General features: G+C 62.2%; 22 protein-coding genes. 17 read left to right on the top strand and 5 right to left on the bottom strand.

Going from position 1 to position 22504, the window contains the following annotated elements; translation table 11 throughout:
* Window positions 1-4 precede the first annotated feature (4 nt).
* Both BCY88_RS11810 and BCY88_RS11805 read left to right on the top strand, forming a co-directional pair.
* Window positions 5-961 carry a D-amino acid aminotransferase gene (locus tag BCY88_RS11810; RefSeq protein ID WP_120344417.1) on the top strand — a complete coding sequence of 319 codons (957 nt, stop codon included), beginning with the start codon at window positions 5-7 and terminating at the stop codon, window positions 959-961.
* Window positions 933-1202 carry a DUF493 family protein gene (locus tag BCY88_RS11805; protein ID WP_120344416.1) on the top strand — a complete coding sequence of 90 codons (270 nt, stop codon included), beginning with the start codon at window positions 933-935 and terminating at the stop codon, window positions 1200-1202. Before BCY88_RS11810 ends, BCY88_RS11805 begins: the two co-directional genes overlap by 29 nt.
* A gap of 76 nt (window positions 1203-1278) precedes the next feature.
* Here BCY88_RS11805 and BCY88_RS11800 read toward each other — a convergent pair whose 3' ends face one another.
* The gene (locus tag BCY88_RS11800; protein WP_120344464.1) at window positions 1279-2247 is read right to left on the bottom strand and encodes a transcriptional regulator GcvA; all 969 of its coding nucleotides are present in this window, start codon (window positions 2245-2247) and stop codon (window positions 1279-1281) included.
* A 98-nt stretch (window positions 2248-2345) separates the two neighbouring features.
* Between BCY88_RS11800 and BCY88_RS11795 the strand changes: the two genes are divergently transcribed.
* From BCY88_RS11795 to lipA, 3 genes are all read left to right on the top strand, one after another.
* Window positions 2346-2672 (top strand): DUF2917 domain-containing protein, encoded by a 327-nt coding sequence (locus BCY88_RS11795; protein WP_120344415.1) that lies wholly within the window; start codon window positions 2346-2348, stop codon window positions 2670-2672.
* A 141-nt stretch (window positions 2673-2813) separates the two neighbouring features.
* Window positions 2814-3539 (top strand): lipoyl(octanoyl) transferase LipB, encoded by a 726-nt coding sequence (gene lipB, locus BCY88_RS11790; protein WP_120344414.1) that lies wholly within the window; start codon window positions 2814-2816, stop codon window positions 3537-3539.
* 13 nt (window positions 3540-3552) lie between these two features.
* Entirely contained in the window at window positions 3553-4557 is a 1005-nt protein-coding gene (gene lipA, locus BCY88_RS11785; RefSeq protein ID WP_120344413.1) for a lipoyl synthase, read from the top strand.
* A 308-nt stretch (window positions 4558-4865) separates the two neighbouring features.
* On the opposite strand, the gene BCY88_RS11780 is transcribed toward lipA, so the two are convergent.
* A complete protein-coding gene (locus BCY88_RS11780; protein ID WP_259461368.1) occupies window positions 4866-5345 on the bottom strand; it encodes a hypothetical protein in 480 nt (159 codons plus the stop codon).
* A 241-nt stretch (window positions 5346-5586) separates the two neighbouring features.
* Here BCY88_RS11780 and tauA point away from each other — a divergent pair, with 241 nt between their 5' ends.
* From tauA to BCY88_RS11765, 3 genes are read left to right on the top strand one after another with little or no spacing between them, the layout of a single operon-like run.
* Window positions 5587-6609 carry a taurine ABC transporter substrate-binding protein gene (gene tauA / locus BCY88_RS11775; RefSeq protein ID WP_120344411.1) on the top strand — a complete coding sequence of 341 codons (1023 nt, stop codon included), beginning with the start codon at window positions 5587-5589 and terminating at the stop codon, window positions 6607-6609.
* Window positions 6610-6659: 50 nt separating this feature from the next.
* A complete protein-coding gene (locus BCY88_RS11770; protein WP_120344410.1) occupies window positions 6660-7475 on the top strand; it encodes a taurine ABC transporter ATP-binding protein in 816 nt (271 codons plus the stop codon).
* Window positions 7472-8341: an ABC transporter permease subunit gene (locus BCY88_RS11765; protein WP_120344409.1), complete on the top strand. Its 870-nt coding sequence runs from the start codon at window positions 7472-7474 to the stop codon at window positions 8339-8341. Before BCY88_RS11770 ends, BCY88_RS11765 begins: the two co-directional genes overlap by 4 nt.
* Window positions 8342-8413: 72 nt before the next feature.
* Here the strand turns inward: BCY88_RS11765 and BCY88_RS11760 are convergent, their stop codons facing one another.
* Window positions 8414-9097, bottom strand: coding sequence for a histidinol-phosphatase (locus BCY88_RS11760; RefSeq protein WP_120344408.1), 684 nt, complete (start codon window positions 9095-9097; stop codon window positions 8414-8416).
* Between the two features lie 225 nt (window positions 9098-9322).
* Here BCY88_RS11760 and BCY88_RS11755 point away from each other — a divergent pair, with 225 nt between their 5' ends.
* Window positions 9323-10990: a Na/Pi cotransporter family protein gene (locus BCY88_RS11755; protein WP_120344407.1), complete on the top strand. Its 1668-nt coding sequence runs from the start codon at window positions 9323-9325 to the stop codon at window positions 10988-10990.
* 23 nt (window positions 10991-11013) lie between these two features.
* On the opposite strand, the gene BCY88_RS11750 is transcribed toward BCY88_RS11755, so the two are convergent.
* On the bottom strand, window positions 11014-11784 hold the full coding sequence (locus BCY88_RS11750) for a DeoR/GlpR family DNA-binding transcription regulator (protein WP_120344406.1): 771 nt from the start codon (window positions 11782-11784) through the stop codon (window positions 11014-11016).
* 192 nt (window positions 11785-11976) lie between these two features.
* Window positions 11977-12129, bottom strand: coding sequence for a hypothetical protein (locus BCY88_RS39835; RefSeq protein ID WP_183081342.1), 153 nt, complete (start codon window positions 12127-12129; stop codon window positions 11977-11979).
* 204 nt (window positions 12130-12333) lie between these two features.
* Here BCY88_RS39835 and ugpQ point away from each other — a divergent pair, with 204 nt between their 5' ends.
* The 8 genes from ugpQ (at window position 12334) to BCY88_RS11710 (ending at window position 22485) form a co-directional block, all read left to right on the top strand.
* Window positions 12334-13119, top strand: a complete 786-nt coding sequence (ugpQ, locus tag BCY88_RS11745; protein WP_120344405.1) for a glycerophosphodiester phosphodiesterase — start codon at window positions 12334-12336, stop codon at window positions 13117-13119.
* Between the two features lie 98 nt (window positions 13120-13217).
* Entirely contained in the window at window positions 13218-14330 is a 1113-nt protein-coding gene (locus BCY88_RS11740; protein ID WP_120344404.1) for an ABC transporter substrate-binding protein, read from the top strand.
* Between the two features lie 159 nt (window positions 14331-14489).
* Window positions 14490-15428 carry an ABC transporter permease gene (locus tag BCY88_RS11735; RefSeq protein ID WP_120344403.1) on the top strand — a complete coding sequence of 313 codons (939 nt, stop codon included), beginning with the start codon at window positions 14490-14492 and terminating at the stop codon, window positions 15426-15428.
* Window positions 15425-16216: an ABC transporter permease gene (locus BCY88_RS11730; RefSeq protein WP_120344402.1), complete on the top strand. Its 792-nt coding sequence runs from the start codon at window positions 15425-15427 to the stop codon at window positions 16214-16216. Before BCY88_RS11735 ends, BCY88_RS11730 begins: the two co-directional genes overlap by 4 nt.
* Window positions 16217-16274: 58 nt before the next feature.
* Window positions 16275-17345 (top strand): ABC transporter ATP-binding protein, encoded by a 1071-nt coding sequence (locus BCY88_RS11725; RefSeq protein WP_120344401.1) that lies wholly within the window; start codon window positions 16275-16277, stop codon window positions 17343-17345.
* 441 nt (window positions 17346-17786) lie between these two features.
* Complete coding sequence (locus BCY88_RS11720) at window positions 17787-19067, top strand: dicarboxylate/amino acid:cation symporter (RefSeq protein ID WP_120344463.1); 1281 nt, start codon at window positions 17787-17789, stop codon at window positions 19065-19067.
* 48 nt (window positions 19068-19115) lie between these two features.
* The gene (locus BCY88_RS11715) at window positions 19116-21116 is read left to right on the top strand and encodes a sensor histidine kinase (RefSeq protein ID WP_120344400.1); all 2001 of its coding nucleotides are present in this window, start codon (window positions 19116-19118) and stop codon (window positions 21114-21116) included.
* Between the two features lie 16 nt (window positions 21117-21132).
* Window positions 21133-22485, top strand: a complete 1353-nt coding sequence (locus BCY88_RS11710) for a sigma-54-dependent transcriptional regulator (protein ID WP_183081341.1) — start codon at window positions 21133-21135, stop codon at window positions 22483-22485.
* The last annotated feature ends 19 nt before the right edge of the window (window positions 22486-22504 follow it).

Genomic DNA, 22504 nt, shown 5'->3' with positions numbered 1-22504 from the left:
TGCGATGACCGCTGTTGCCGATGTTTCGCTCGACCCGATCGTTTATCTGAACGGCGAGCTGGTGCCCTTGTCCGAAGCGCGCGTGCCGGTTCTCGACCGTGGCTTCATTTTCGGCGACGGCATTTACGAAGTCGCGCCGTTGTATGCCCATGCGGGCGGCCGTACGGCGTTTCGCTTCAGGCATCATCTGGCGCGCCTCGCGCGCTCGCTCGACAAGATCGGCATCGCCAATCCATTCGACGACGCCGGCTGGCGCGAGCTGATTGGGCGCGTGGTCGCGGCCAATGAGGCGGAAGCAGGCCTGCGCGCCGATCAGGACGCGATTGCCTACGTTCAGATCACGCGCGGTGTCGCGAAGCGCGGTCACGCATTTCCGGCCGGCATTCAACCGACCGTGTTCGTCATGGTCACGCCGCTGAATCTGCCCGACGCCGCACAGCGCGCGCAGGGCGTGCGCTGCGTCACCGCCGAAGATCGTCGCTGGCTCAATTGCGATATCAAATCGGTGTCGCTGCTCGGCAATGTGCTGATGGCGCAATACGCAGCCGAAAACGACGCATTCGAGACGATCCAGTTTCGCGATGGCCTGCTGACCGAAGGTTCGTCTTCGAATATCTGGATGGTGAAGGACGGCGCGCTGTACGCGCCGCCGCGCAGCCACAAGATTCTCGAAGGGATCCGCTACAGTCTGATCGAAGAGCTGACGGGCGAATGCGGCATCCGCTTCGAAGCGCGCGAGATTGCCGAGGCCGAGTTGCGCGCCGCCGACGAGATTCTGGTCAGTTCCGCCACCAAGGAAGTGCTGCCGGTTACGCTGCTCGATGGCCAACCGGTTGGCGACGGCAAGCCGGGCGCGGTGTTTGCGGCTTTGTACGCGGCCTATCAGCGTGCCAAGGCCAAGGAAGCGCAAGACGCGCAGCAAGGAGTAGAAAATGAATCCCGCGAAAGAATCGTTGCTTGAGTTTCCGTGCGATTTTCCCATCAAGATCATGGGCAAGTCGCATCCCGAGTTCGCCGGGACAATTGTCGAGGTGGTTCGGCAGTTCGATAGCGAGGTCGACCCTGCTCGCGTGGAAACGCGGCCGTCCAGCGGCGGTAATTACACGGGCTTGACGATCACGGTGCGCGCCACGAGCCAGGCGCAGCTCGACGATGTCTATCGCGCGCTCACCGGCCACCCCATGGTGAAAGTGGTGCTTTAAAGCACTGCCCGAGCAGACGCTGGCGCCGCTTTGACTTTGGCATAGGCACCGCAGGCCGTGCCCACGATGCCTCGCATTACGACGTGACGCGCAACGCGTCCGCCGCCAGATCGGCGCTTGCTGCAGGCCCCGCCGAGCAAGCTCGCTCGAAAAGCTGTTTGAACCGTCCCACTTCGTCGAATACCCAGGCGCGGAACGCTTTGACGCGCGCGGTTTCGAGCATCTGCGGCGGGCAGATGAAGTAGTACTGCCACGGGCTCGGCCCATCCACGTCGAATAGCCGCACGAGGCGGCCTGCTGCGATCTCGTGCATCGCCAGCGAACGGCGCGTGAGCGCAATCCCCTGACCGTCGATGGCTGCCTGCAACAGATTCGACGAATCCTGATACAGCACGCCGCGCTTCGGCTCCGGCCAGTCGGTGAGGCCGGCGGCGTCGAACCACGGGCGCCAGAGTTCGTCGTCCGAGCGCAGCAGCGGGACTTTCGCCAGCTCGGCTGGCGTTTGCGGCAGCTTGCCGCTGTTGAAATTCGGTGAACAGGCCGGAAAGAAGATCTCCTCCAGCAATAACTCCGCGTGCAACCCGGAATACTTGCCATAGCCGAAGCGGATCGCCACGTCGACATCGTCGCGCGCAAAGTCGGTCAACGCGTTGGTGGACAGCAGTTCGAGGTCCCATTGGGGATGCTCCTCGATAAAGCTGCCGATGCGCGGCGTGACCCAGCGCGCTGCAAACGAAGACAGCATGGAAACCACAAGGCGCCGCTCGCGGTCCCCGGCGCGGATTTCACGGGTGGCCTCGACCAGCCCCGTCAGTGCCGTGCGCACGCGCGTGGCATAGCGGCGGCCGGTGTCCGTAAGCCGGACGCGCTTGCCGTCGCGGGCGAACAGCGTGACGCCCAGCTCCGCCTCAAGCGCGCGAATCTGGTGACTGACCGCGCCGTGCGTAACGAACAGTTCGTCCGCGGCGCGCGAGAAACTCTCGTGGCGGGCAGCGGCTTCGAACGCCTTGATGGCGTTCAGTGGGGGTAAATGCCGGAGGTCCATCGCAATATTTCTCACATAGAGGTGAAAATAGATCGTTTTGCGTAAACCCTTGCTACGCATACGATTGTAGCCATGAAACGAACTTTGGCGAGGGCATCATGCGAGAAATTTCCTCTAGTATCGGTTTTGAAATCCGCAACGGCGAAACCATTCCTATGAAGGTAGCGCGCAGCACCAAGCTGGTCGTGCATGGCGGCGCGATCTGGGTCACGCGCAGCGACGACACGGAAGACTACTGGCTGCAGCCGGGCCACACGATGCGGCTGCGTCGCGGTGAACGGCTGTGGTTGAGTGCCGAGGGCAGCACGCATGCGAAGGTCGCGTTTTCGGTGCCGACACGCTGCGATGAGCGCGCGCTGAACTGGTTCGTGCGGGTGAGCGAACGGCTGGCGGCCCGCATGCGCGGGGGCTGGCGCACGGTGTGAGGACGCTGCATGCCGTGCCGTGAGAGCGGACCGGCATCGAAGTTGAACGCCGTTTGGGTGCGCAGCGAAGCAGCGGCGCTGCGCCAACCGATGCGGGCGCGTCCGGCGGGGATGCGCAGATTTCGGTAAACTGTCGGAATCATGTGCGCCACCCCGGTTTTCACGTCTCCCTTGCCCGCCACGGCGCCGCTTACGCTGCGCTGGCTCGGCAACGAACCCTACGAAGCCAGTTTCGAAGCGATGCGCGCGTTCACCGACACGCGCACTGCCGATACACCCGACGAAATCTGGCTGGTCGAACATCCTCCCGTCTTTACGCTCGGCCAGGCCGGCGACCCGGCGCATCTATTGGCTGCTGACAGCGGTATTCCGCTGGTCAAGGTCGATCGGGGCGGGCAGATCACGTATCACGGGCCCGGACAGGTGGTGGCCTACCTGTTGCTGGACCTGCGCCGACGCAAGCTGATGGTGCGCGAGATGGTCACGCGGATCGAGCAGGCGGTGATCGACACCCTCGCGGCGTATAATCTCGCCGGAGAACGCAAGGCGGGCGCCCCCGGTATCTACGTGGCGCCCGGGCCGGACGCCGGGCTGCACGCCGGCGCCAAAATCGCCGCGCTGGGTCTGAAAATCCGCAACGGCTGCAGCTATCACGGCGTGAGCCTGAATGTGAACATGGACTTGCGACCGTTTCTGGCCATCAATCCATGCGGCTACGCGGGGCTCGAAACAGTCGATATGGCAACGCTGGGCGTTGCCGCCGGCTGGAACGACGTGGCCCGCACCTTTGCAGCACGCCTCACCGCAAACCTCGACGGCAGTCCCGCGGCCGTCGCCCAACCGCAGGCCGGTGCACTGACCGCCTGACTGGACCGAACGAATGACTGACGTTACCGCGAACCTCGCAGCTTCTCCCGCTCCTGATGCCGTGCCGGCTGCCGCCGCCTACGACGCCACCGCGAAGCAGAAGGCACAAGCTAAAACCGCCCGTATCCCGATCAAGATCATCCCGATCGAAAAGCTGAAGAAACCGGACTGGATCCGCGTCAAAGCGGCTACCGGCAATTCGCGCTTTTCCGAAATCAAGCAGATTCTGCGCGAGCACAACCTGCACACGGTGTGCGAAGAAGCGAGCTGCCCGAATATCGGCGAATGCTTCGGCAAGGGCACCGCGACGTTCATGATCATGGGCGATAAATGCACGCGTCGCTGCCCGTTCTGCGACGTCGGCCATGGCCGTCCCGATCCGCTCGATGTGGATGAGCCGGGTAACCTGGCGCGCACCATCGCCGCGCTGAAGCTGAAGTACGTGGTGATTACGAGCGTCGATCGTGACGATTTGCGCGACGGCGGCGCGGCTCACTTCGTGGAATGTATCCGTCAGACGCGCGAACTGTCGCCGGAAACACGCATTGAAATTCTGACGCCTGATTTCCGCGGCCGTCTGGATCGCGCGCTCGGCATTCTGAATGCAGCGCCGCCTGACGTAATGAATCACAACCTCGAAACGGTGCCGCGTCTGTACAAGGAAGCGCGTCCGGGTTCGGACTACGCACATTCGCTGAAGCTGCTGAAGGACTTCAAGGCGCTGCATCCGAACGTCGCGACCAAGTCGGGCCTGATGGTCGGTCTCGGCGAAACGGAAGAAGAAATCCTGCAAGTGATGCGCGACCTGCGCGAACACGACGTGGACATGCTGACGATCGGCCAGTATCTGCAGCCGTCGGAACACCATCTGCCGGTGCGCTCGTACGTGCATCCGGACACGTTCAAGATGTACGAAGAAGAAGCGTACAAGATGGGTTTCACGCACGCCGCGGTGGGCGCGATGGTTCGCTCGAGCTACCACGCCGATCTGCAGGCGCATGGAGCCGGGGTGGTTTGAATGGTTTAGTGTGTTGTCAGTTTGAAAATGCAAAGCCCGCACGTGTTGCGGGCTTTGTTTTTTGTGGGGCTTGGAAGAGGGGGCGCAGTTGTATGGCGTGGCGATCTGCCTGTACGGGCTAGCGGTAGTGACGTGCTAGCAGACTGCAAGTGATGGATATCACTCCGCCGATGATCGTGAATGGGTAAAAGAAAACGATAATGCGACGGCGAAATGCGCGGTCACCGATTACACGATCGATGAGGTTGTGCATGCGGGTCTCCTTGTGATGCCAGAATAAAAAGTATAACGCAGTGACTTGAAATTAGTTAGGTAAACGAATAATGAGATGCGAAGAATGAAGTGGCGACGATGACAGTGACGAGTATGGAAAGCCACATCAGCCAGCCGTCGGACTCTCCCTCGCTGCCGTTGTGTGCGAGACGAGCCGCTGCATCTGCTGATCCAAGGCATACCAGTATCGACGCTGCAATGATGAAGAGTACGTGCCAGAGAAGTGCCGCTAGCATAAGTACCAGCTTGCCGCGCGCGGAGACATCGGCCACCAGGCCGCCGATTTCATAACACGCGCTGGCGCACATCGAAATGACGACCCAGAAAAGCTGCCCATCCTGAATTGAACGCCGCGCGATGCCTCGCGCCACGTGCTGGTAGTAGCGCGAAAAGCGCAACAGCGGAAGCAGTGCGATCGGTGCAAAAACAGGCACACCGATGTTGAAAAAAAACCAGCTTGAGCGGCTAAGAAGATCGACCATAGGAATGCGAATTGAAGGCAATCCGTCGATCATGCCGCTACCGTGCGAACACGGCAATTGGCCGAACGGCCAGATTGCACAAATGTATCCCGAGCCGTCATCATTCGTTCGAATCGACCGATTCCCCGCCACAGTAGGCAACCCTATCCAACCGAACGTGAAAAGCAATGCTCGAACGGCGTCATTAGCAATCGCGGATTAATTAGAACCGCCCGCGGACAAACTCCCTATAGTCGAAATCCTCCCAGACAACACACACTAAAGGGGCTTCTCGATGAACCGCTTCCTTCGTCCGCTCGCCGTGTTCGCCGCACTGTTTGCGCTGTCCGCGCCGTTTTCTTCCACTGCATACGCCGACACCAAAGAAGTCGTGATCGCGTATCAGGACATGGTCGTGCCGTGGCGCTATGCGCAAGCCACCGGTGAAGTCGAGAAAGCCACCGGCTACAAGGTCACGTATCGCAAGCTCGGCAGCGGCGCCGACGTGATTCGCGCGCTGGCTTCCGGCTCCGTGCAACTCGGCGAAGCTGGGTCGAGCCCCATCGCGGCCGGGCTGTCGCAAGGCGTCGATATTTCGCTGTTCTGGATTCTCGACAACATCAACGACGCCGAAGCGCTGGTTGCGCGCGACGGTTCCAATGTCACTAGCGTTGCCGGTTTGAAAGGCAAGAAGATTGGCGTGCCGTTTGTGTCCACCTCGCACTTTCACACGCTGGTCGCGCTGCAGAGCGCGGGCGTGAATCCGTCCGATGTGAAGATCGTCAATCTGCGTCCGCCTGAAATCGCGGCGGCGTGGGAGCGTGGCGACATCGACGCGACTTACATCTGGGACCCGGTGCTGGCGAAGGTGAAGAAGAACGGCAAGGTTCTGATCACATCGGGTCAGGTCGCGCAGCAAACCGGCAAGGCAACCTTCGACGGCTTCGTCGTCGATCGCAAGTTCGCGAGTCAGAATGCCGAGTTCGTTGCGCGCTTCGTGAAGGTGCTGGCCGCTACTGATGCGAGCTACCGCGATCACACCTCTGCATGGACTGCCGCGTCGCCGCAGGTCGAGGCGGTAGCGAAGGAGTCCGGCGCCACGGCCCAGGAAGTGCCCGCAAGTCTCGCGTTGTACGCATTCCCGACGCCGGCCCAGCAGGCGTCGAACGCATGGCTCGGCGGCGGTGCGCAATCCGGCGCGGCTAAATCGCTCGCTGCGACGGCAGCGTTTCTGAAGACGCAAGGCACGATCCAGAACGTGCTGGCCGATTACTCGAGCGGTGTCGATCCGCAGTTCGTGCAGCGTGCGGCGCATTGAGCGCATTGATTTCTGAGCATGCCTATCCATCTGCATCATGAGGCACGGCGATGAGCGGTCTTGAGATCCGGCGGCTGCACGTCGCCTACGAAGGCGCCCGGGGCGTTGCGCCGAACATCGCGCTCGCCGACGTCGATTTGCGCATCGAACCGGGTGAATTCGTCGTCGCGCTCGGCGCGTCCGGTTGCGGCAAGACGACCTTGCTGAACTGCATCGCCGGCTTCATTCAGCCGACCGCCGGCGAGGTGCGCTTGAACGATGAACCCGTGCTCGGACCCGGCGCGGATCGCGGCGTCGTGTTCCAGAAATACGCATTGATGCCTTGGCTCGACGTGCTCGGCAATGTCGCGCTCGGTTTGCGTTTTCAGCGCGTGCCGAAGGCGCAGCGCGAGCGTATTGCGCTGGAGATGCTGGCGTTGGTCGGCCTCGAAAAGCATGCGCATTCGCAGGTCTACGCGCTGTCGGGCGGTATGCAGCAGCGCGTGGGTATTGCGCGCGCGCTGGCAAGCGATCCGCAAGTGCTGTTGATGGACGAACCCATGGGCGCGCTCGACGCGATGACGCGAGAATCGATGCAGGAACTCGTGCTGGACATCTGGGGCCGCACACGCAAGACGGTGTTCTTCATCACGCATAGCGTGGAAGAGGCGCTGTTTCTGGCCACCCGTCTCGTCGTGATGACGCCGGGGCCGGGCCGTATCGCCGAGAGCTACGACCTGCCGTTCGCGCGACGCTTTCTCCAAAATCGCGACGCGCGCGCGGTCAAGTCGTCGCCGGAGTTCATCGAATGGCGCGAACGGCTGGTGCGCCGTCTGCACGAACAGAATGAATGGAAAGAACGGAATCAGGAAGAGGTGCTGTCGTGACGGCCTCGCGTGAATCCTTGAGCAACGTGCCGCTGACTCAGGCAGGCGAGCCGCCGCGACGTAAAGCGCGGCCGGTGCGCGGCTGGCGTTTGCCGGGCGAAGGTCCGACCGCGGCGTTGAGCGCGGTCTCGGTCGCGACGCTCGCAGCGCTGTGGTGGTTCGCAACGCATCTTCACTGGCTGCCCCCGCTATTTCTGCCGACGCCCGAGGCGGTTTGGGCCGCGTTTCTGGACGCGTGGCATGGGCGCATTCAAGGCGGCTTGCCGCTCTCCGAGCATCTCGCATGGAGTGCGCTGCGCGTGTTCGGCGCGTTCGCACTGGCTGCCGTGACGGCGGTGCCGGTCGGGATTCTGATGGGTGTGAGCCGGGTTGCGCGCGGCTTGCTGGATCCGCCGCTGGAGTTCTACCGGCCGTTGCCGCCGCTTGCGTATCTGCCGCTCGTGGTGATCTGGTTCGGTATCGACGAAACGGCGAAGATCGTCGTGATCTATCTCGCCTGTTTCGCGCCGATTGCGATGGCGGCGCGTGCCGGTGTGCGCAGCGCGACCATCGAGCAGATTCATGCGGGCTATTCGCTGGGTGGCCGCTTCGGGCAGATCGTGCGCCATGTGGTTCTGCCCGCGGCGTTGCCCGAGATTCTGACCGGCTTGCGGATTGCCATTGGTTTTGGCTGGACCACGCTGGTTGCCGCCGAGATGGTCGCGGCCACCGCCGGCCTCGGTCAGATGGTGCTCAACGCGTCGAGCTTTCTGCGCACCGATGTGGTGGTGATGGGCATCGTGCTGATCGGACTGATCGCGTGGTTGTTCGATCTCGGCATGCGTGCGCTGGAGCGGCGGCTGGTACCGTGGAAAGGGCGTGTGTAGCCGCGGCTCGTACCGTGGAAGGGGCGCGTGCAGCCGCAGCCTGCGCGAGCCCGCCTGATCCGGGCAAACAGGTCAGGCAAACAGTTCAATCACCGGCCAGCCGCGTTCTGCGGCAATGGCGCGCAAACGCGGGTCCGGATTGGTCGCGACCGGATGCGTGACGCACTCGAGCAAAGGCACGTCGTTGATCGAGTCGCTATAGAACCAGCTCTGCGGAAAATCCTCCAGGCGGTGGCCGAGCGAAGCCAGCCAGCCCTGCGTACGGGTGATCTTGCCTTCGCGGAAGGTCGGCACACCGACCGCATGTCCGGTAAAACGCGCCAGCGGATCGCCGCCTTCGGTGCCGAGATCGATCCCCAGCAGATGTTCGAAGCCGAGCGCCTTGCCGATCGGCTTCGTGATGAACACATTGGTGGCGGTGACGATGCAGCACAGGTCGCCTGCTTCGATGTGTCGTTGCACGAGTTCCCGCGCAGCCGGCAAGATGGCCGGCGCAATCACCTCTTTCATGAACTGCGCATGCCACACGTCGAGCTGTTCGCGTGAGTGGCGAGCGAGCGGTGCCAGGGTGTAGTTCAGGTAGGCGGTCATGTCGAGCGTGCCGGCCACATACTGCCGGTAGTAATCGTCGATTTCTTCCGCGTGCCGCGCAGCACCTTCTATGCCCAATCCGGCGATGAAGTGGGCCCATGCCTGATCGCTGTCGAGCGGCAGCAGCGTGTGGTCCAGGTCGAACAGGGCGAGGTTGCGGCTCATCCAGAGTCCTTGTGATGAAGTGTGCAAACGAAATGATTGAGCGAATCGCGCTGCGGACCATGAGCCGGCACACAGCGATTCGCAGCCTTGGGCGAGCGTATATTTAAATGCACAAAATTACAATAAGGCAAAAATGTGCAACACTACTGTCATAAACGCCCCGGGTGCTGATTCGCACGGCATGCGGTTCGAGTCATGGCAGCAGGAATGGATGCACGGTGTTTTATGTTGATTCTCCTTAATCTTCTGGCTGGTGTGGCGCTCCTCGTGTGGGGCTCGCACATCGTACGTACCGGCATCCTGCGCGTGCTCGGCGCCGATTTGCGCAGCGTCCTCGGGCGCAGCACCAGTAGCCGCTGGCGTGCCTTTCTCTCGGGCGTCGGCGTCACGAGCCTCGTGCAAAGCAGCAATGCAACGGCTGTGATCGTCACGTCGTTCGCCGCGCAGGGCCTTTTGCCGCTCACCAGCGGGCTTGCGATCATGCTTGGCGCCGACGTCGGCACCGCGCTGATGGCGCGCCTGCTGACACTCGATCTGTCATGGCTGTCGCCGATCCTGATTCTGCTCGGCGTACCGCTCTTTCTGTCGCGCAAGCAAACCCGCACAGGCCAGGTTGGCCGCACGCTGATCGGGCTCGGTCTGATTCTGCTGGCGCTGCACCTGATCGTCGAAGCCGCGCAGCCGATGATGCAAGGCGCCGGCGTACGCGTGATGTTCGGCGCGCTGACCGGCGACACCATGCTCGACGCGCTGGTCGGCGCGGCATTTGCGATGCTGTCCTATTCGAGTCTCGCGGCGGTCCTGCTGACAGCCACGCTTGCCTCGTCCGGCGTGATCTCGCTGAAGGTCGCGTTGTGTCTCGTGATCGGCGCGAATCTCGGCAGCGGCTTGCTGGCGCTGATGGGCACGCTCGCGCAGAACACGGCGGCGCGGCGCCTCGCCTTGGGCAGCCTCGCGTTCAAGCTGGCCGGCGCGCTGCTGATCCTGCCGTTCGCGCCGCTGCTCGCGCGCGGGCTGCCGGTGCTGATCGCGAATCCCCGTGAAGCGGTGGTCGGCTTTCATGTGATCTACAACACGCTGCGTTGCTGTGCCTGCCTGTTGCTGATTGATCCGGTCGCGCGCATCTGCACGCGGGTGCTGCCGGAGCGGCCGCTGCCCAACGGGGAACTGCGGCCGTTGCATCTGGATACCGCCGCGCTCCCCACGCCCACGCTCGCTCTTGCGCACGCCGCGCGCGAGGTCCTGCGCATCGGCGACATCATCCGCACCATGCTCGATAACGTAGCGGAGCTGATTCATGACAACAGCCTCGAAAAGGCGCGCGAAACGGTCCGGATGGACGACGACGTCGACCAGCTCTACGCCGCGGTCAAAAGCTATCTGACGCTGATCTCCCGCGAGCAACTCGACGAGGCTGACAGCCGCCGCTGGACCGACATCATCTCGCTCACGATCAACCTGGAACACGCGGGCGACATCATCGAGCGGATTGTCTGCGATATCGAGGAAAAGAAGATCGCGCACCGGCTGTCGTTTTCGCAGGAGGGACTGGGCGAACTGGACGACCTGCACGCACGGCTCGTCAGCAATCTGCAGCTTGGCCTGTCGGTATTTCTGAATAATGACCTGCGTTGCGCCGAGCGGCTGCTGGCTGAGAAGGAGCGCTTCCGCGATCTGGAGCGCGCGTACTCATACAAGCATCTGGACCGGCTCGCCGGGCAAACCTTGCGCAGCATCGAGACGAGCGCGTTGCATCTGGACCTGATCAGCGACATGAAGCGGCTCAATTCGCTGTTCTGTTCGACGGCCTATCCGGTGCTCGATGCAGCCGGCGCGCTGCGAGACACGCGCTTGCGCAAGCGCGTGCTCGATACGATGCATGTGAAGGAATAACGCGAGACCCCAGAGGTCTGGCATTAAGCCAGAACGATCTCTTCCAGCTTCTTTTTGAGCGGGGCAAAGTCGGCGGCTTCGGCCGCCTTTTTGTTGGTGACCAACACATCGATCCGATCGACCGGACAGTACGAAATCCGGCTGCGCTGACCGATCTTGCTGTAGTCGGCGAGGATCACCACGCGATCCGCATTGGCGACCATGGCGCGCGCCACTTCGGTTTCGGCGTGATCGTAGTTGGTTGCGCCATGCCGGTGATCGATACCGACCGGCGAGAGCAGAGCCATGTCTGCCCTGTAGCGCTGGATGTCGAGCACGGTGGTGGCGCCGGTGGTCGCCATGGCGCGGTCGCTGATCGAGCCGCCGAGCAGGATCACTTCGTTAGCCGCTTCCGTTTGATCCACGGCGCCGCGCATTTTCAGCGCGACGTCGATGGAATTCGTGACGATCGTCAGGTTCGCCAGTTTCGCCAGCTCTTCGGCGAGTGCCGCCGTGGTGGTGCCCGCGTCGATGAAAAGGGTCTGGCCGCTCGCGATCAAACCGGTGGCCGCCTTGGCGATCGCGGTCTTGGATTTGACACGCATGTGGGCGCGTTCGGCGATCGGCGCTTCGTCGGCGGGTTTGATCGCGCCGCCATGCACGCGCCGCAACTCACCGAGCGCTTCGAGATCGAGCAGATCGCGCCGCACGGTTTCGCGCGATACCCCGAGGTCCGCCATGATCCGTTCGGTCGACACGCGTTGAAGCGTGGACAGCAACGCGCGAATTCTCTGATGACGGTCTTCCTGCCACATGCATTTTTCCTTGGATGCGAACGCTCGCTGACACGGCTTGTTTTTAAAGTGTCATCGTGGACACGGATGTGTGTCCGGACTATGTCAAGCCTACTACTTTAGCTGAATTGTGTTGTATTTTTTTGGCAGCTTGCAAGTTTGTGTATTTCATCTTAGCCTTCGCAGATCGAAGCGCTGTCTCTATTTCGAACATCAAATGTTCGGAAAGGAATCAAGATGTCCGATTTCGAGCATTTTGCGGCGTTTTTTGGCAATTTGATTGACCCATGTCGTCGTAATAATGGATCCTGGGATCTGCCGGCTGAACCATTCGTTGCTGTACACGGCGCTGTCCGGAATCTGCAAGGTTCGGCATCCTGACAATAAGATCACGAGGCCGCCACGCGACGGAATAAGCCTCGGCGTTGGCCGTGTGGGCAGCTATCGCAGCGTCGCCCATTGACGTGATACTACACGTGGGGCTCACGCGTAGAGGCGGCATGGCGGCTACGCCTGCTGGGAACGTGTCGAGAGCATATTCAACTCGCTCTATCTGGAAGGTAACGAGACGTGGCAAACGGGACTGATCGCACTTTATCCGCCAACTGGCCGTATCCGAGGCTGGTTGCGCACCGCTGCGGCGGCACGCTGGCGCCGGAGAACACGCTGGCCGGTTTCGACGCGTGCGTGCGCTACGGCTACCGCATGGTCGAATTCGACGCCAAGCTTTCCGCCGACAACCAGCTCTTTCTATTGCATGACGACACGCTGGAACGTACGAGTAACGGCCACGGCGCCGCTGCCGAACACACGTGGAACCAGCTGGCCGGGCTCGACGCCGGCGCCTGGTTCGGAGCGCAGTTCGCCGGCACGCGCCTGCCGACACTCGCCGAGGCCGCCGGGCGTTGCGCGCGAGATGGCATTGCCGCCAACATCGAAATCAAACCCTGTCCGGGTCGTGACGAGATCACCGGGAGTCTGGTCGCAAGCGGCGCATTGACTTTATGGCAAGGGCAAACCCCACCGCTGCTGTCGTCATTTTCGTTCGAGGCGCTCGCCGCGGCGCGCGATGCGGCCCCCGTGCTGCAACGCGGCATGCTGTTCGAAGAGGTTCCGGCGGACTGGTTACGCATTGTGCGGGAGCTGGATTGCGTGTCGCTGCATGCGAGCCATCGGCATCTGAGCGAGCCGCTGGTCGCCGGGATCAAGGCGGCCGGCTTGCGCGTGCTGGCTTACACGGTGAACGATCCGGAGCGTGCGCGGCTGCTCGCCCAATGGGGTGTCGACATGATTTGTACAGATCGCATTGATAAGCTGGAACACGACATGTTCTCGGCGCCGGTCAGTCCGGACTGAGCATGGCGCGGGTGCGAGCCTCTTCAGACGCGCGCCCATGAAGCCTGAAACCAGAAATTTTCCAAACGTAGCAATTTCGGCAGAGGATGGGGAAGACTATGAAGCGCACCGCGTTAGCTCGTTTAATTTCGATGTCGGCCGCTGCGGGTGTCGCCGCAGCCGGCGTGAGCAGCGCCTCGGCCGCGCCGCTCGACGCATTGATCGCAGCCGCCAAGCAGGAAGGCCAACTCACCGTGATCGCGTTGCCGCACGACTGGTGCAACTACGGCGAACTGGTGGCCGGATTCCAGAAGAAATACGGCATCAAGATCAACGAGCTGAATCCGGATGCGGGTTCGGGCGACGAAGTGGAAGCCATCAAGGCGAACAAGGGTAACAAGGGGCCGCAAGCACCCGACGTGATCGACGTGGGTTTGTCGTTCGGTCCGACCGCGAAGGCCCAGGGTTTGCTGCAGCCGTACAAGGTTGCGACGTGGAACTCGATTCCGAAAGAATCGAAAGACCCCGACGGCTATTGGTATGGCGATTACTACGGCGTGCTGGCGTTTGAAGTGAACGCCGACATGATCGACAAGGCGCCGGCCGACTGGAGCGATCTGCTCAAGCCGGACTATAAGAATGCGGTCTCGCTGGCAGGCGACCCGCGCACGGCCAATCAGGCGATCCAGGCGGTGTTCGCTGCCGGCCTGTCACAAAGCAAGGGCGACGTGAGCAAGGCCGACCAGGCCGGCCTCAAGTATTTCGCCGACCTGAACAAGAGCGGCAACTTCGTGCCGGTGATCGGCAAGGCCGCGTCGCTCGCGCAAGGCACCACGCCGATCATCGTGCGTTGGGACTACAACGCGCTCGCCGACCGCGACACCCTGAAGGGCAATCCGAAGGTGCAGGTGGTGATTCCGAAAACAGGCGTAGTCGCCGGTGTGTACGTTCAGGCGATCAGCGCCTACGCGCCGCATCCGAATGCCGCCAAGCTGTGGATGGAATATCTGTACTCCGATGAAGGTCAGCTCGGCTGGCTGGGCGGCTATTGCCATCCGATGCGCTATAACGAACTGGTGGCGCAGAAGAAGGTTCCGAAAGCCCTGCTCGACAAGCTGCCGCCGCCTTCCTCATACAAGAACGTGGTGTTCCCGACCTTGTCCCAGCAGGACACCTATAAAGACACCATCACGAAACACTGGGACGAAGCGGTCGGCGCGAACGTCAAGTAATCGTCGCAGCGCGCGCGGTGGCAGCGGCAGTGGAGCGGCGGTCAATCGCACGCTGCACTTGCCGCGGTTTCTAGCCGCAACGCGCAGTTTTCAAGGATGACGCGTCGCCCGCTGAGGGCGGCGCGTCAGGCGTTAGCCAGAATGCCGCAAGGGTAAGCTATGAGCGCTTCATCGGATGCTGGATCGGTGCAGCCGGAACTGCTGGTTCCGCCTGTGCCCACGCCAACGCCTCGCGCCGCCGGTCCGGGCCGCGCGTCGCAGTTCCTCGCCTGGATTGGCGTGGTGCCGTTTTTTACCTTCGCGCTGTTGTTTCTGATTCTGCCGACCGGTTTCCTGATGGTCGGCGCATTCCAGGATCCGCAGGGCCATTTCACGCTCGCCAATTTCCGCGAGCTGTTCCAGCCCACGGTGATGGATGCCTACTGGATCAGCTTCAAGGTGAGCGCCGCATCCGCAATCGGCGGCGCAGTGATCGGCTCGCTGCTCGCGTGGGCGGCGGTACAAGGCAAATTGCCGGGCTGGATTCGTCCTACGCTGATGACCTTCTCCGGCGTCGCCTCCAATTTCGCCGGCGTGCCGCTTGCGTTTGCCTTCATCTGCACGCTGGGACGCGTCGGTCTCGTGACCGTATTGCTGAAGAAGTACCTCGGCTTCAATCTGTACTCGACCGGCTTCAGTGTCCTGAGCTTCTCGGGGCTGACGCTGACTTACCTGTACTTCCAGATTCCCTTGATGGTGCTGATCGTCACGCCCGCGCTAGACGGCCTGAAGCGCGAGTGGCGCGAAGCCTGCGACTGCCTCGGCGGCACGGCCTTCCAATATTGGCGCCACGTGGCGCTACCGGTGTTGTGGCCGAGCGTGCTCGGCGCGACACTGCTGCTGTTCGCCAATTCGTTCGGCGCGGTGGCTACGGCTTACGCGCTGACGGGCAGTTCGTTGAACATCGTCACGATCCTGCTGTACGCGCAGATTCGCGGCGACGTGATGCACAACCAGAACCTTGGCTACGCGCTCGCGCTCGGCATGGTGCTTGTGACGGGCCTGTCGAACGGCGGGTACATCTGGCTGCGTTCGCGCGCTGAAAGGGGGCGTCGATGAAGAGCCAATCGCGTGCGGGCGCGTGGGTCGCGATGATCGTCGGCTCGCTTTACTTTCTGATTCCGCTGCTCGCCACCTTCGAGTTCAGCCTGCGCATGAAGCGTGGCGTCTACAGCTTCGAGGCGTACCACGTGGTGCTGAGCGACCCGCGTTTTCAGGCCTCGTTCGGCTATTCGATCCTGATGGCAGTGCTGACGATTATCGTCGGCGTATTGCTGGTGGTGCCGACTGCGTACTACGTGCAGTTGCGCTTGCCGAAACTGCGGCCGGTGGTCGAGTTCATCACTTTGTTGCCGCTGGTCGTGCCGGCCATCGTGATCGTGTTCGGTTACCTGCGCATCTACAACAGCAGTTCGATTTTGCCGCTCACCGGCAACGAACGCGCGACCGACCTGTTGCTGGTGTTCGGCTATGTGACGCTCTCGCTGCCGTACATGTATCGTGCGGTCGATGCCGGTTTGCGCGCGGTCGACGTACGCTCGCTGACCGAAGCCGCCGAGTGTCTCGGCGCAAACTGGCCGACGATTCTGTTCAAGGTGATCTTCCCGAATATTCGCTCCGGCATTCTGTCCGGCGCGTTTCTGACTTTCGCCGTCGTGATCGGCGAGTTCACGCTGGCAAGTCTGCTCGACCGCCCCGCGTTCGGCCCGTATCTGCAATTGATCGGCGCGAACCGTGCGTATGAACCGTCGGCGCTAGCGATCATCGCATTCGTGATCACATGGGCGTCGATGGGGTTGATTCAGGTATTCGGTTCGGCACGCGCGCTTAGCGGCCAGAAAATCTGACGGACTGATTTGACCGACTAATGTGACCGATTAATGTGACCGAATAAGGCAGAGAATCATGGCATTCCTCGAGATCGAAAATCTGCATAAGGCCTTCGGAGCGAACACGGCGCTGCATCACTTCGACATGAAGATCGAACGCGGCGAATTCATCACGTTCCTTGGACCGTCCGGCTGCGGCAAGACCACGGTGCTGCGCATGATCGCCGGCTTCGAAACGCCCACGCGCGGCACCATCCGGCTGGACAACAAGGACGTGACGCATTTGCGCACGCGTCAGCGCAAGGTCGGCATGGTGTTTCAGTCGTATGCGCTGTTTCCGAACATGACCGTGGCCGACAACATCGGCTTCGGACTGAAGATCACGCACCGTCCGCAGGCGGAGATCAACAAGCGTGTCGAGGAGATGCTGCAACTGATCAAGCTGCCGCATCTCGGCGAGCGCTATCCGTGGCAATTGTCGGGCGGTCAGCAGCAGCGCGTGGCGCTGGCGCGTGCGCTCGCCGGCAAGCCCCAGGTGCTGTTGCTCGACGAACCGCTGTCGGCGCTCGACGCGAAGATCCGCATCTCGCTGAGGCAAGACATCCGCGCGCTGCAACGTGAGTTGGGCATCACGTCGATCTTCGTCACGCACGATCAGGAAGAGGCGCTGTCGATTTCGGATCGCATCGTGGTGATGAACGAGGGCCGCGTCGAACAGATCGGTTCGCCTTCGGAGATCTACAACTACCCGCGCACGCGCTTTGTGGCGTCGTTTGTCGGCACGCTGAACATCCTCGCGGGGCATGTGATCGATCCGAAAACCGGCAAGATGGCGGTCGACGGGCAGGAGCTCACCACCACGCAAGCACTGCCGGCAGACGACGCGGGCAAGCAACGCATGCTCGCGCTACGGCCTGAAGCTATCGTGCTGGAGCCGGCCGCGCCTGGCCGCAACACGCTGAGCGCGATTGTCGAAGAAGTGAATTTCCTTGGCGCGGTGGTGCGCATCAGAACCCGTGTGAAGGATGCGGTCATTTCGCTGGATGTGTTCAACGACCCGAATCGCGGCTTGCCCGAACGAGGTCAACCGGTGTCGCTGGGCTTCTCGCATGAGAACCTGCTGGTGCTGGAAGAGGGCGGCGCATAGAAGTCGAACGGCGTGTCTGAGGTGAGCGAGAGCCGCGCCTGAACGCCGCGCGGTTTCGCGCTGAAGTGGGCGAAAGCCACAGCCCAAAAGCCTCTCCGGGTTTTCCCGGAGGCGCCGCCCATACGAATTCCGGATTCCCCGACAGCGCTCGTCCGGATTTCCGGAATCCCGGACGGCTCGCTTCGCGGTAAGCCAAAAAACCTATAAAAATCAAAGCAATCTGCTGAGTCTCAAGCTGGCATCGACCTTGCAATTTAGATCACGCGGCCGCAACGGTCCGACAACTAAAGCAAGGAGACAACGATGTCTGATTTCCCTCCCCGGTATTTCTGAATTCGTCGTCTTGTCGCGGCCTAATGCCGTGCACGAGCGTGACGACTATTCGTTCGCATGGTGCGCAGCGTGGCAGGCCTTGAGCTCACCCATATCGCAGGAAACATCGTGAAGAAACCTATCCACAAAGTGCTGTACGTCCAGGTGATCGTGGCGATCATTCTCGGCATCGCGCTCGGCCATTATTCGGCGGACTTCGCTATCGACATGAAGCCCCTCGGCGACGGCTTCATCAAGCTGATCAAGATGGTGATCGGGCCGATCATCTTCTGTACGGTGGTGACGGGTATCGCCGGCATGGAGGACATGAAGAAGGTTGGGCGTGTCGGCGGCAAGGCGCTCCTGTACTTCGAAATCGTCTCCACGTTCGCACTGGTGCTCGGCCTGATCGCGACACACGTGCTGAAGCCCGGCGTCGGCTTCAACATCGATCCGGCCACGCTCGACGGCAAGGCTGTCGCGTCGTATGCCGCGAAGGCACACGGCCAGACCACGGTCGACTTCCTGATGCACATCATTCCGGACACGCTCGTGTCCGCGTTCGCACAGGGCGAAATCCTGCAGATCCTGCTGATCGCATTGCTGTTCGGCGCGGTGCTGGCCACGGCGGGTGAGAAGGGCAAGGTCGTCACGAACTTCATCGACGGGCTCTCGCATGTGCTGTTCGGCATCGTGCGCATCATCACGAAGCTGGCGCCGATCGGCGCGTTCGGCGCGATGGCGTTCACGATCGGCAAATACGGCATCGGCTCGCTGCTGCCCATGCTCAAGCTGATCGGCACGTTCTATCTGACGTCGATCGTGTTCGTGGTGGTGGTGCTCGGCATCATCGCGCGTGCGGTGGGCTTCAACATCCTGCGCTTTATTGGCTACATCAAGGAAGAGATGCTGATCGTGCTCGGCACGAGCTCGTCGGAAGCCGCGTTGCCGCAACTGATGCTGAAGCTCGAGAAGCTCGGCTGCTCGCGCTCGGTGGTGGGCCTCGTGGTGCCCACCGGTTACTCGTTCAACCTCGACGGCACCAACATCTACATGACGATGGCCGTGCTGTTCATCGCCCAGGCAACCAACACGGACCTCACGTGGGCGCAGCAGCTCACGCTGCTGGCGGTGACCATGCTGACGTCGAAGGGCGCAAGCGGTGTGACGGGCGCAGGCTTCATCACGCTGGCCGCGACGCTCGCGGTGGTACCGACCATTCCGCTGTCGGGCATGGTGCTGATTCTCGGTATCGACCGTTTCATGAGCGAATGCCGCGCGCTGACGAACATCGTCGGCAACGGTGTGGCGACGGTGGTGGTGTCGGCATGGGAAAAGGAGCTGGACCGCAACAAGCTGAACGCCGCTTTGCGGGGTGATGTGGCGGTCAAAGAGCCGGCCGGCGTTTAAGCCGCGTACCGGCGCCAGCACCCCGATCACGGCCGCGGACAACCCGGTATGAAAACGGCGGCCGCGCGCCGTGACCCTGCGCCGCCGGCCGCGGAAGCGCGTGCCGGCGGCGCGCTGCCTTATGCCACAATAGCCGATCCTCACCGATCGGGAATTGCCAACGTGACGCGCCGCCTGCTGATCCTCTTCGCGCTCGTCGCCGGGCTCGTGGCGGCGTGCGGACTCACGTATAGCGTGGCGTGGCAAAGCGGCATCGACAACTTGCGGCGCAACGCCGCGGTGCGCGTCGATCGCACCACGAATGCGCTGAAAAGCACACTCGAGCGCTATGAGTCGCTGCCGTATCTGCTGGCTGAACATCCTATCGTGCAGGACGTGCTGGTCAATCCCACGCCAGCCAATGTCCAGCGCGCCAATCTCTACCTTGAAGACCTCAACCGCCACGCGCGCGCCACGGTCACCTACATCATTCCAGTTGACGGCTATTGTGTTGCGGCGAGCAACTGGCACGGGCCGGGCAGCTTTATCGGCGCGGGCTATCAATTCCGGCCGTACTTTCTCGATGCAATGAAGGGTGGCGTGGGCCGCTTCTTCGGCATCGGCACGATTTCGCAGGCGCCGGGCTACTACATTTCGCAGCCGGTGCGGCGCGACGGCAAGATCGTCGGCGTGGCGGTGGTCAAACTCGATCTCGAATGGTTTCAGGGTGCGGACGCGTCCGAGCCCCTGGTCGTCACCGACGATCACGGCGTGATCTTTCTGTCGTCGGTGCCCGCGTGGAAATATCACACGATCCGGCCGCTGTCCGGGCAGGTTGCCGATTCGATCTATCAGGCGCGCCAGTATGCGCAGCAACCGATCGCGCCCTTGCCGGTGACGATCGAGCGCACGCTCGAAGGCAATGCGCAGATCGTGCGCATCGGGGGCGGCCGTTATGCGCCGCGCTATCTGGCGTCGCGGCGCGGCATGGGTGAGCCGGACTGGCATCTGATTACGATGTCGCCCGTCAATCCGGTCGACGCCGACGCGCGCAACACGACGATCATTACCGGCTTCGGATACGTCTCGCTGGTCCTGCTCGCGTTCTACTGGAGAATGCGCCGCGCGCGGGTGCGCGAAGTGATGCGCAGCCGTTCTCTGCTGCAAAAGGCCTACGCGGAACTGAACCAGCGCGTGGCAGAGCGCACCGCGGATCTCTCGCAGGCGAACGAGCAGTTGCAGAAGGAAGTGGCCGAACGAACGCGCGCGGAACAGGAATTGCGCGCGGCGCACGATGAACTGATCCAGGCCAGCAAGCTTGCCGCATTGGGCCAGATGGCAGCCGGCATCACGCATGAATTGAATCAGCCGCTCGCGGCGTTGCGCGGTTTCTCCGACAACACACGCGTGCTGCTCGAACGCGGCGACCAGGCTTCGGCGCGCGAGAATCTCGAAGCGATCGCCGCGCTCACCGAGCGCATGGGCAAGATCACCAATCAGTTGAAGCTGTTCGTCGGACGCGCGCGGCCGCGCAGCGCGCGCGCGCCGATCATGCGCGCGTTGCGCAACGTTGTCGCGCTGCTGCAGAAGCGCCTGCTTGGCGTCGACGTCGAGTTCGTGTTGCTCGATGCCGATACCGGCGTGCGCACACCGCTGAATCTCGCCGACGACCATCCCGAACTGATCGCCCATTGCGACGATCTGCGGCTCGAACAGGTCCTGATCAATCTGCTCGGCAATGCACTCGACGCAACGGCAGGGATGACGCCGCCGCGTATTTCGATCGGAATCGAAACCACGGAGTCGAGTGTTTCGTTCGCAGTGCGCGACAACGGCCCGGGTATTCCCGACGACGTGCTGCCGCGCCTGTTCGAACCGTTCTTCACGACGAAGGAAATGGGCCAGGGGCTGGGGCTTGGCCTCGCGATTTCGTCGTCGATTGCGCGCGATTGCGGCGGCACGCTAGTAGCGGGTAATGCCCCGGACGGCGGCGCATTATTCGTGTTGACGCTGCGCCGCGCGCGCGTGCAGACGAGCCATACCACGGACCCGCTCACCACCGGTTCCTGAATCAAACGAGAACGACATGTTGAACGACGGCCTGCAGGTGCTGTATATCGAAGACGACGAACTGGTGCGGCGCGCCAGCGTGCAGAGTTTGCAACTGGCGGGCTTCGACGTGATCGGCCATGCGTCGGCGGAATCCGCTGCGAAGATGATTAGTGCGGACTTCTCAGGGGTGATCGTCAGCGATATTCGCTTGCCCGGTGCAAGCGGTCTCGAACTGCTCGCGCAGTGCCACGAGCGCGCGCCAGACGTACCCGTGATTCTGGTCACAGGTCATGGCGATATTTCAATGGCCGTGCAGGCGATGCGTGACGGCGCGTATGACTTCATCGAGAAGCCGTTCGCGTCCGAGCGTCTGATTGAAACCGTGCGACGCGCACTGGAGCGCCGCAAACTGGTGCTGGAGAATCTCGCGTTGCGCCGTGAGCTGGCCGGGCAGAATTCAGTGGCGCCACGCATTATCGGCCGTAGCCCGGCGATCGAGCAGGTGCGGCGGCTGATCGCGAATATCGCGCCGACCGACGCATCAGTGCTGATCAACGGCGACACCGGTGCAGGCAAGGAGTTGATTGCGCGCAGTCTGCATGAACTGTCGCCACGGCGGGACAAACCGTTTATCGCAGTGAACTGCGGCGCGCTGCCGGAGCCGATGTTCGAGTCGGAAATGTTCGGCTACGAACCCGGCGCATTCACCGGCGCGGCAAAACGCCGCATCGGCAAGCTCGAACATGCGTCGGGCGGCACGCTGTTCCTCGACGAAATCGAAAGCATGCCACTCGCGTTGCAGGTCAAATTGCTGCGTGTGTTGCAGGACGGCGTGCTGGAAAGGCTCGGCTCGAATCAGCCGATTCGCGTGAATTGCCGTGTGGTGGCCGCCGCGAAAGGCGACATGGCCGAGCACGTTGCGGACGGCTCGTTCCGTCGCGATTTGTTGTACCGGCTGAACGTAGTCACGATCGCGCTGCCGCCGCTTGGCGAACGGCGCGAAGACATCGTGCCCTTGTTCGAGCACTTCTTGCTGGATGCCGCGGTGCGCTATCAACGTCCTGCGCCGATTCTCACGGACCGGCAACGGGCGAGTCTGATGCAGCGCGAATGGCCGGGCAATGTGCGCGAACTGCGTAATGCCGCCGACCGCTTCGTGCTCGGTGTGGCCGACGATCCGGTCATGTCGTTCGCCGACGAAGGCGTAGCGGCGCAGCCATTGAAGGAGCGTGTCGAGCAGTTCGAGCGGGCGGTGATTGCGGAGGCGCTGGAGCAGGCAGGCGGGGCAGTCGCGCTGGCCGCGGACAAACTGCAGCTTGGAAAGGCAACGCTCTACGAGAAGATCAAGCGATATGGCCTTGCGGCCAAAGGGGAAGGGGAGCGCTGAGGATTTGAAGCGCCGGCGG

Origin of the sequence: Paraburkholderia fungorum, from assembly GCF_003610895.1 — a bacterium.
Classification (GTDB): Bacteria; Pseudomonadota; Gammaproteobacteria; order Burkholderiales; family Burkholderiaceae; genus Paraburkholderia; species Paraburkholderia fungorum_B.
Note: the sequence above shows the minus strand (reverse complement) of the source record. Positions and strands in the feature narration are given on the sequence as shown.

What these genes read in the sequence shown, in the direction of transcription:
- lipB (WP_120344414.1), top strand. Translation starts at nt 2,814, where the DNA reads ATGTGCGCCACCCCGGTTTTCACGTCTCCCTTGCCCGCCACGGCGCCG.
- BCY88_RS11780 (WP_259461368.1), bottom strand. Translation starts at nt 5,345, where the DNA reads ATGATCGACGGATTGCCTTCAATTCGCATTCCTATGGTCGATCTTCTT.
- BCY88_RS11760 (WP_120344408.1), bottom strand. Translation starts at nt 9,097, where the DNA reads ATGAGCCGCAACCTCGCCCTGTTCGACCTGGACCACACGCTGCTGCCG.
- BCY88_RS11715 (WP_120344400.1), top strand. Translation starts at nt 19,116, where the DNA reads ATGAAAACGGCGGCCGCGCGCCGTGACCCTGCGCCGCCGGCCGCGGAA.
- lipA (WP_120344413.1), top strand. Translation starts at nt 3,553, where the DNA reads ATGACTGACGTTACCGCGAACCTCGCAGCTTCTCCCGCTCCTGATGCC.
- BCY88_RS11795 (WP_120344415.1), top strand. Translation starts at nt 2,346, where the DNA reads ATGCGAGAAATTTCCTCTAGTATCGGTTTTGAAATCCGCAACGGCGAA.
- BCY88_RS11730 (WP_120344402.1), top strand. Translation starts at nt 15,425, where the DNA reads ATGAAGAGCCAATCGCGTGCGGGCGCGTGGGTCGCGATGATCGTCGGC.
- BCY88_RS11735 (WP_120344403.1), top strand. Translation starts at nt 14,490, where the DNA reads ATGAGCGCTTCATCGGATGCTGGATCGGTGCAGCCGGAACTGCTGGTT.
- BCY88_RS11710 (WP_183081341.1), top strand. Translation starts at nt 21,133, where the DNA reads ATGTTGAACGACGGCCTGCAGGTGCTGTATATCGAAGACGACGAACTG.
- BCY88_RS11800 (WP_120344464.1), bottom strand. Translation starts at nt 2,247, where the DNA reads ATGGACCTCCGGCATTTACCCCCACTGAACGCCATCAAGGCGTTCGAA.
- BCY88_RS11750 (WP_120344406.1), bottom strand. Translation starts at nt 11,784, where the DNA reads ATGTGGCAGGAAGACCGTCATCAGAGAATTCGCGCGTTGCTGTCCACG.
- BCY88_RS11725 (WP_120344401.1), top strand. Translation starts at nt 16,275, where the DNA reads ATGGCATTCCTCGAGATCGAAAATCTGCATAAGGCCTTCGGAGCGAAC.
- BCY88_RS11805 (WP_120344416.1), top strand. Translation starts at nt 933, where the DNA reads ATGAATCCCGCGAAAGAATCGTTGCTTGAGTTTCCGTGCGATTTTCCC.
- BCY88_RS11770 (WP_120344410.1), top strand. Translation starts at nt 6,660, where the DNA reads ATGAGCGGTCTTGAGATCCGGCGGCTGCACGTCGCCTACGAAGGCGCC.
- tauA (WP_120344411.1), top strand. Translation starts at nt 5,587, where the DNA reads ATGAACCGCTTCCTTCGTCCGCTCGCCGTGTTCGCCGCACTGTTTGCG.
- BCY88_RS11740 (WP_120344404.1), top strand. Translation starts at nt 13,218, where the DNA reads ATGAAGCGCACCGCGTTAGCTCGTTTAATTTCGATGTCGGCCGCTGCG.
- BCY88_RS11810 (WP_120344417.1), top strand. Translation starts at nt 5, where the DNA reads ATGACCGCTGTTGCCGATGTTTCGCTCGACCCGATCGTTTATCTGAAC.
- BCY88_RS11755 (WP_120344407.1), top strand. Translation starts at nt 9,323, where the DNA reads ATGTTGATTCTCCTTAATCTTCTGGCTGGTGTGGCGCTCCTCGTGTGG.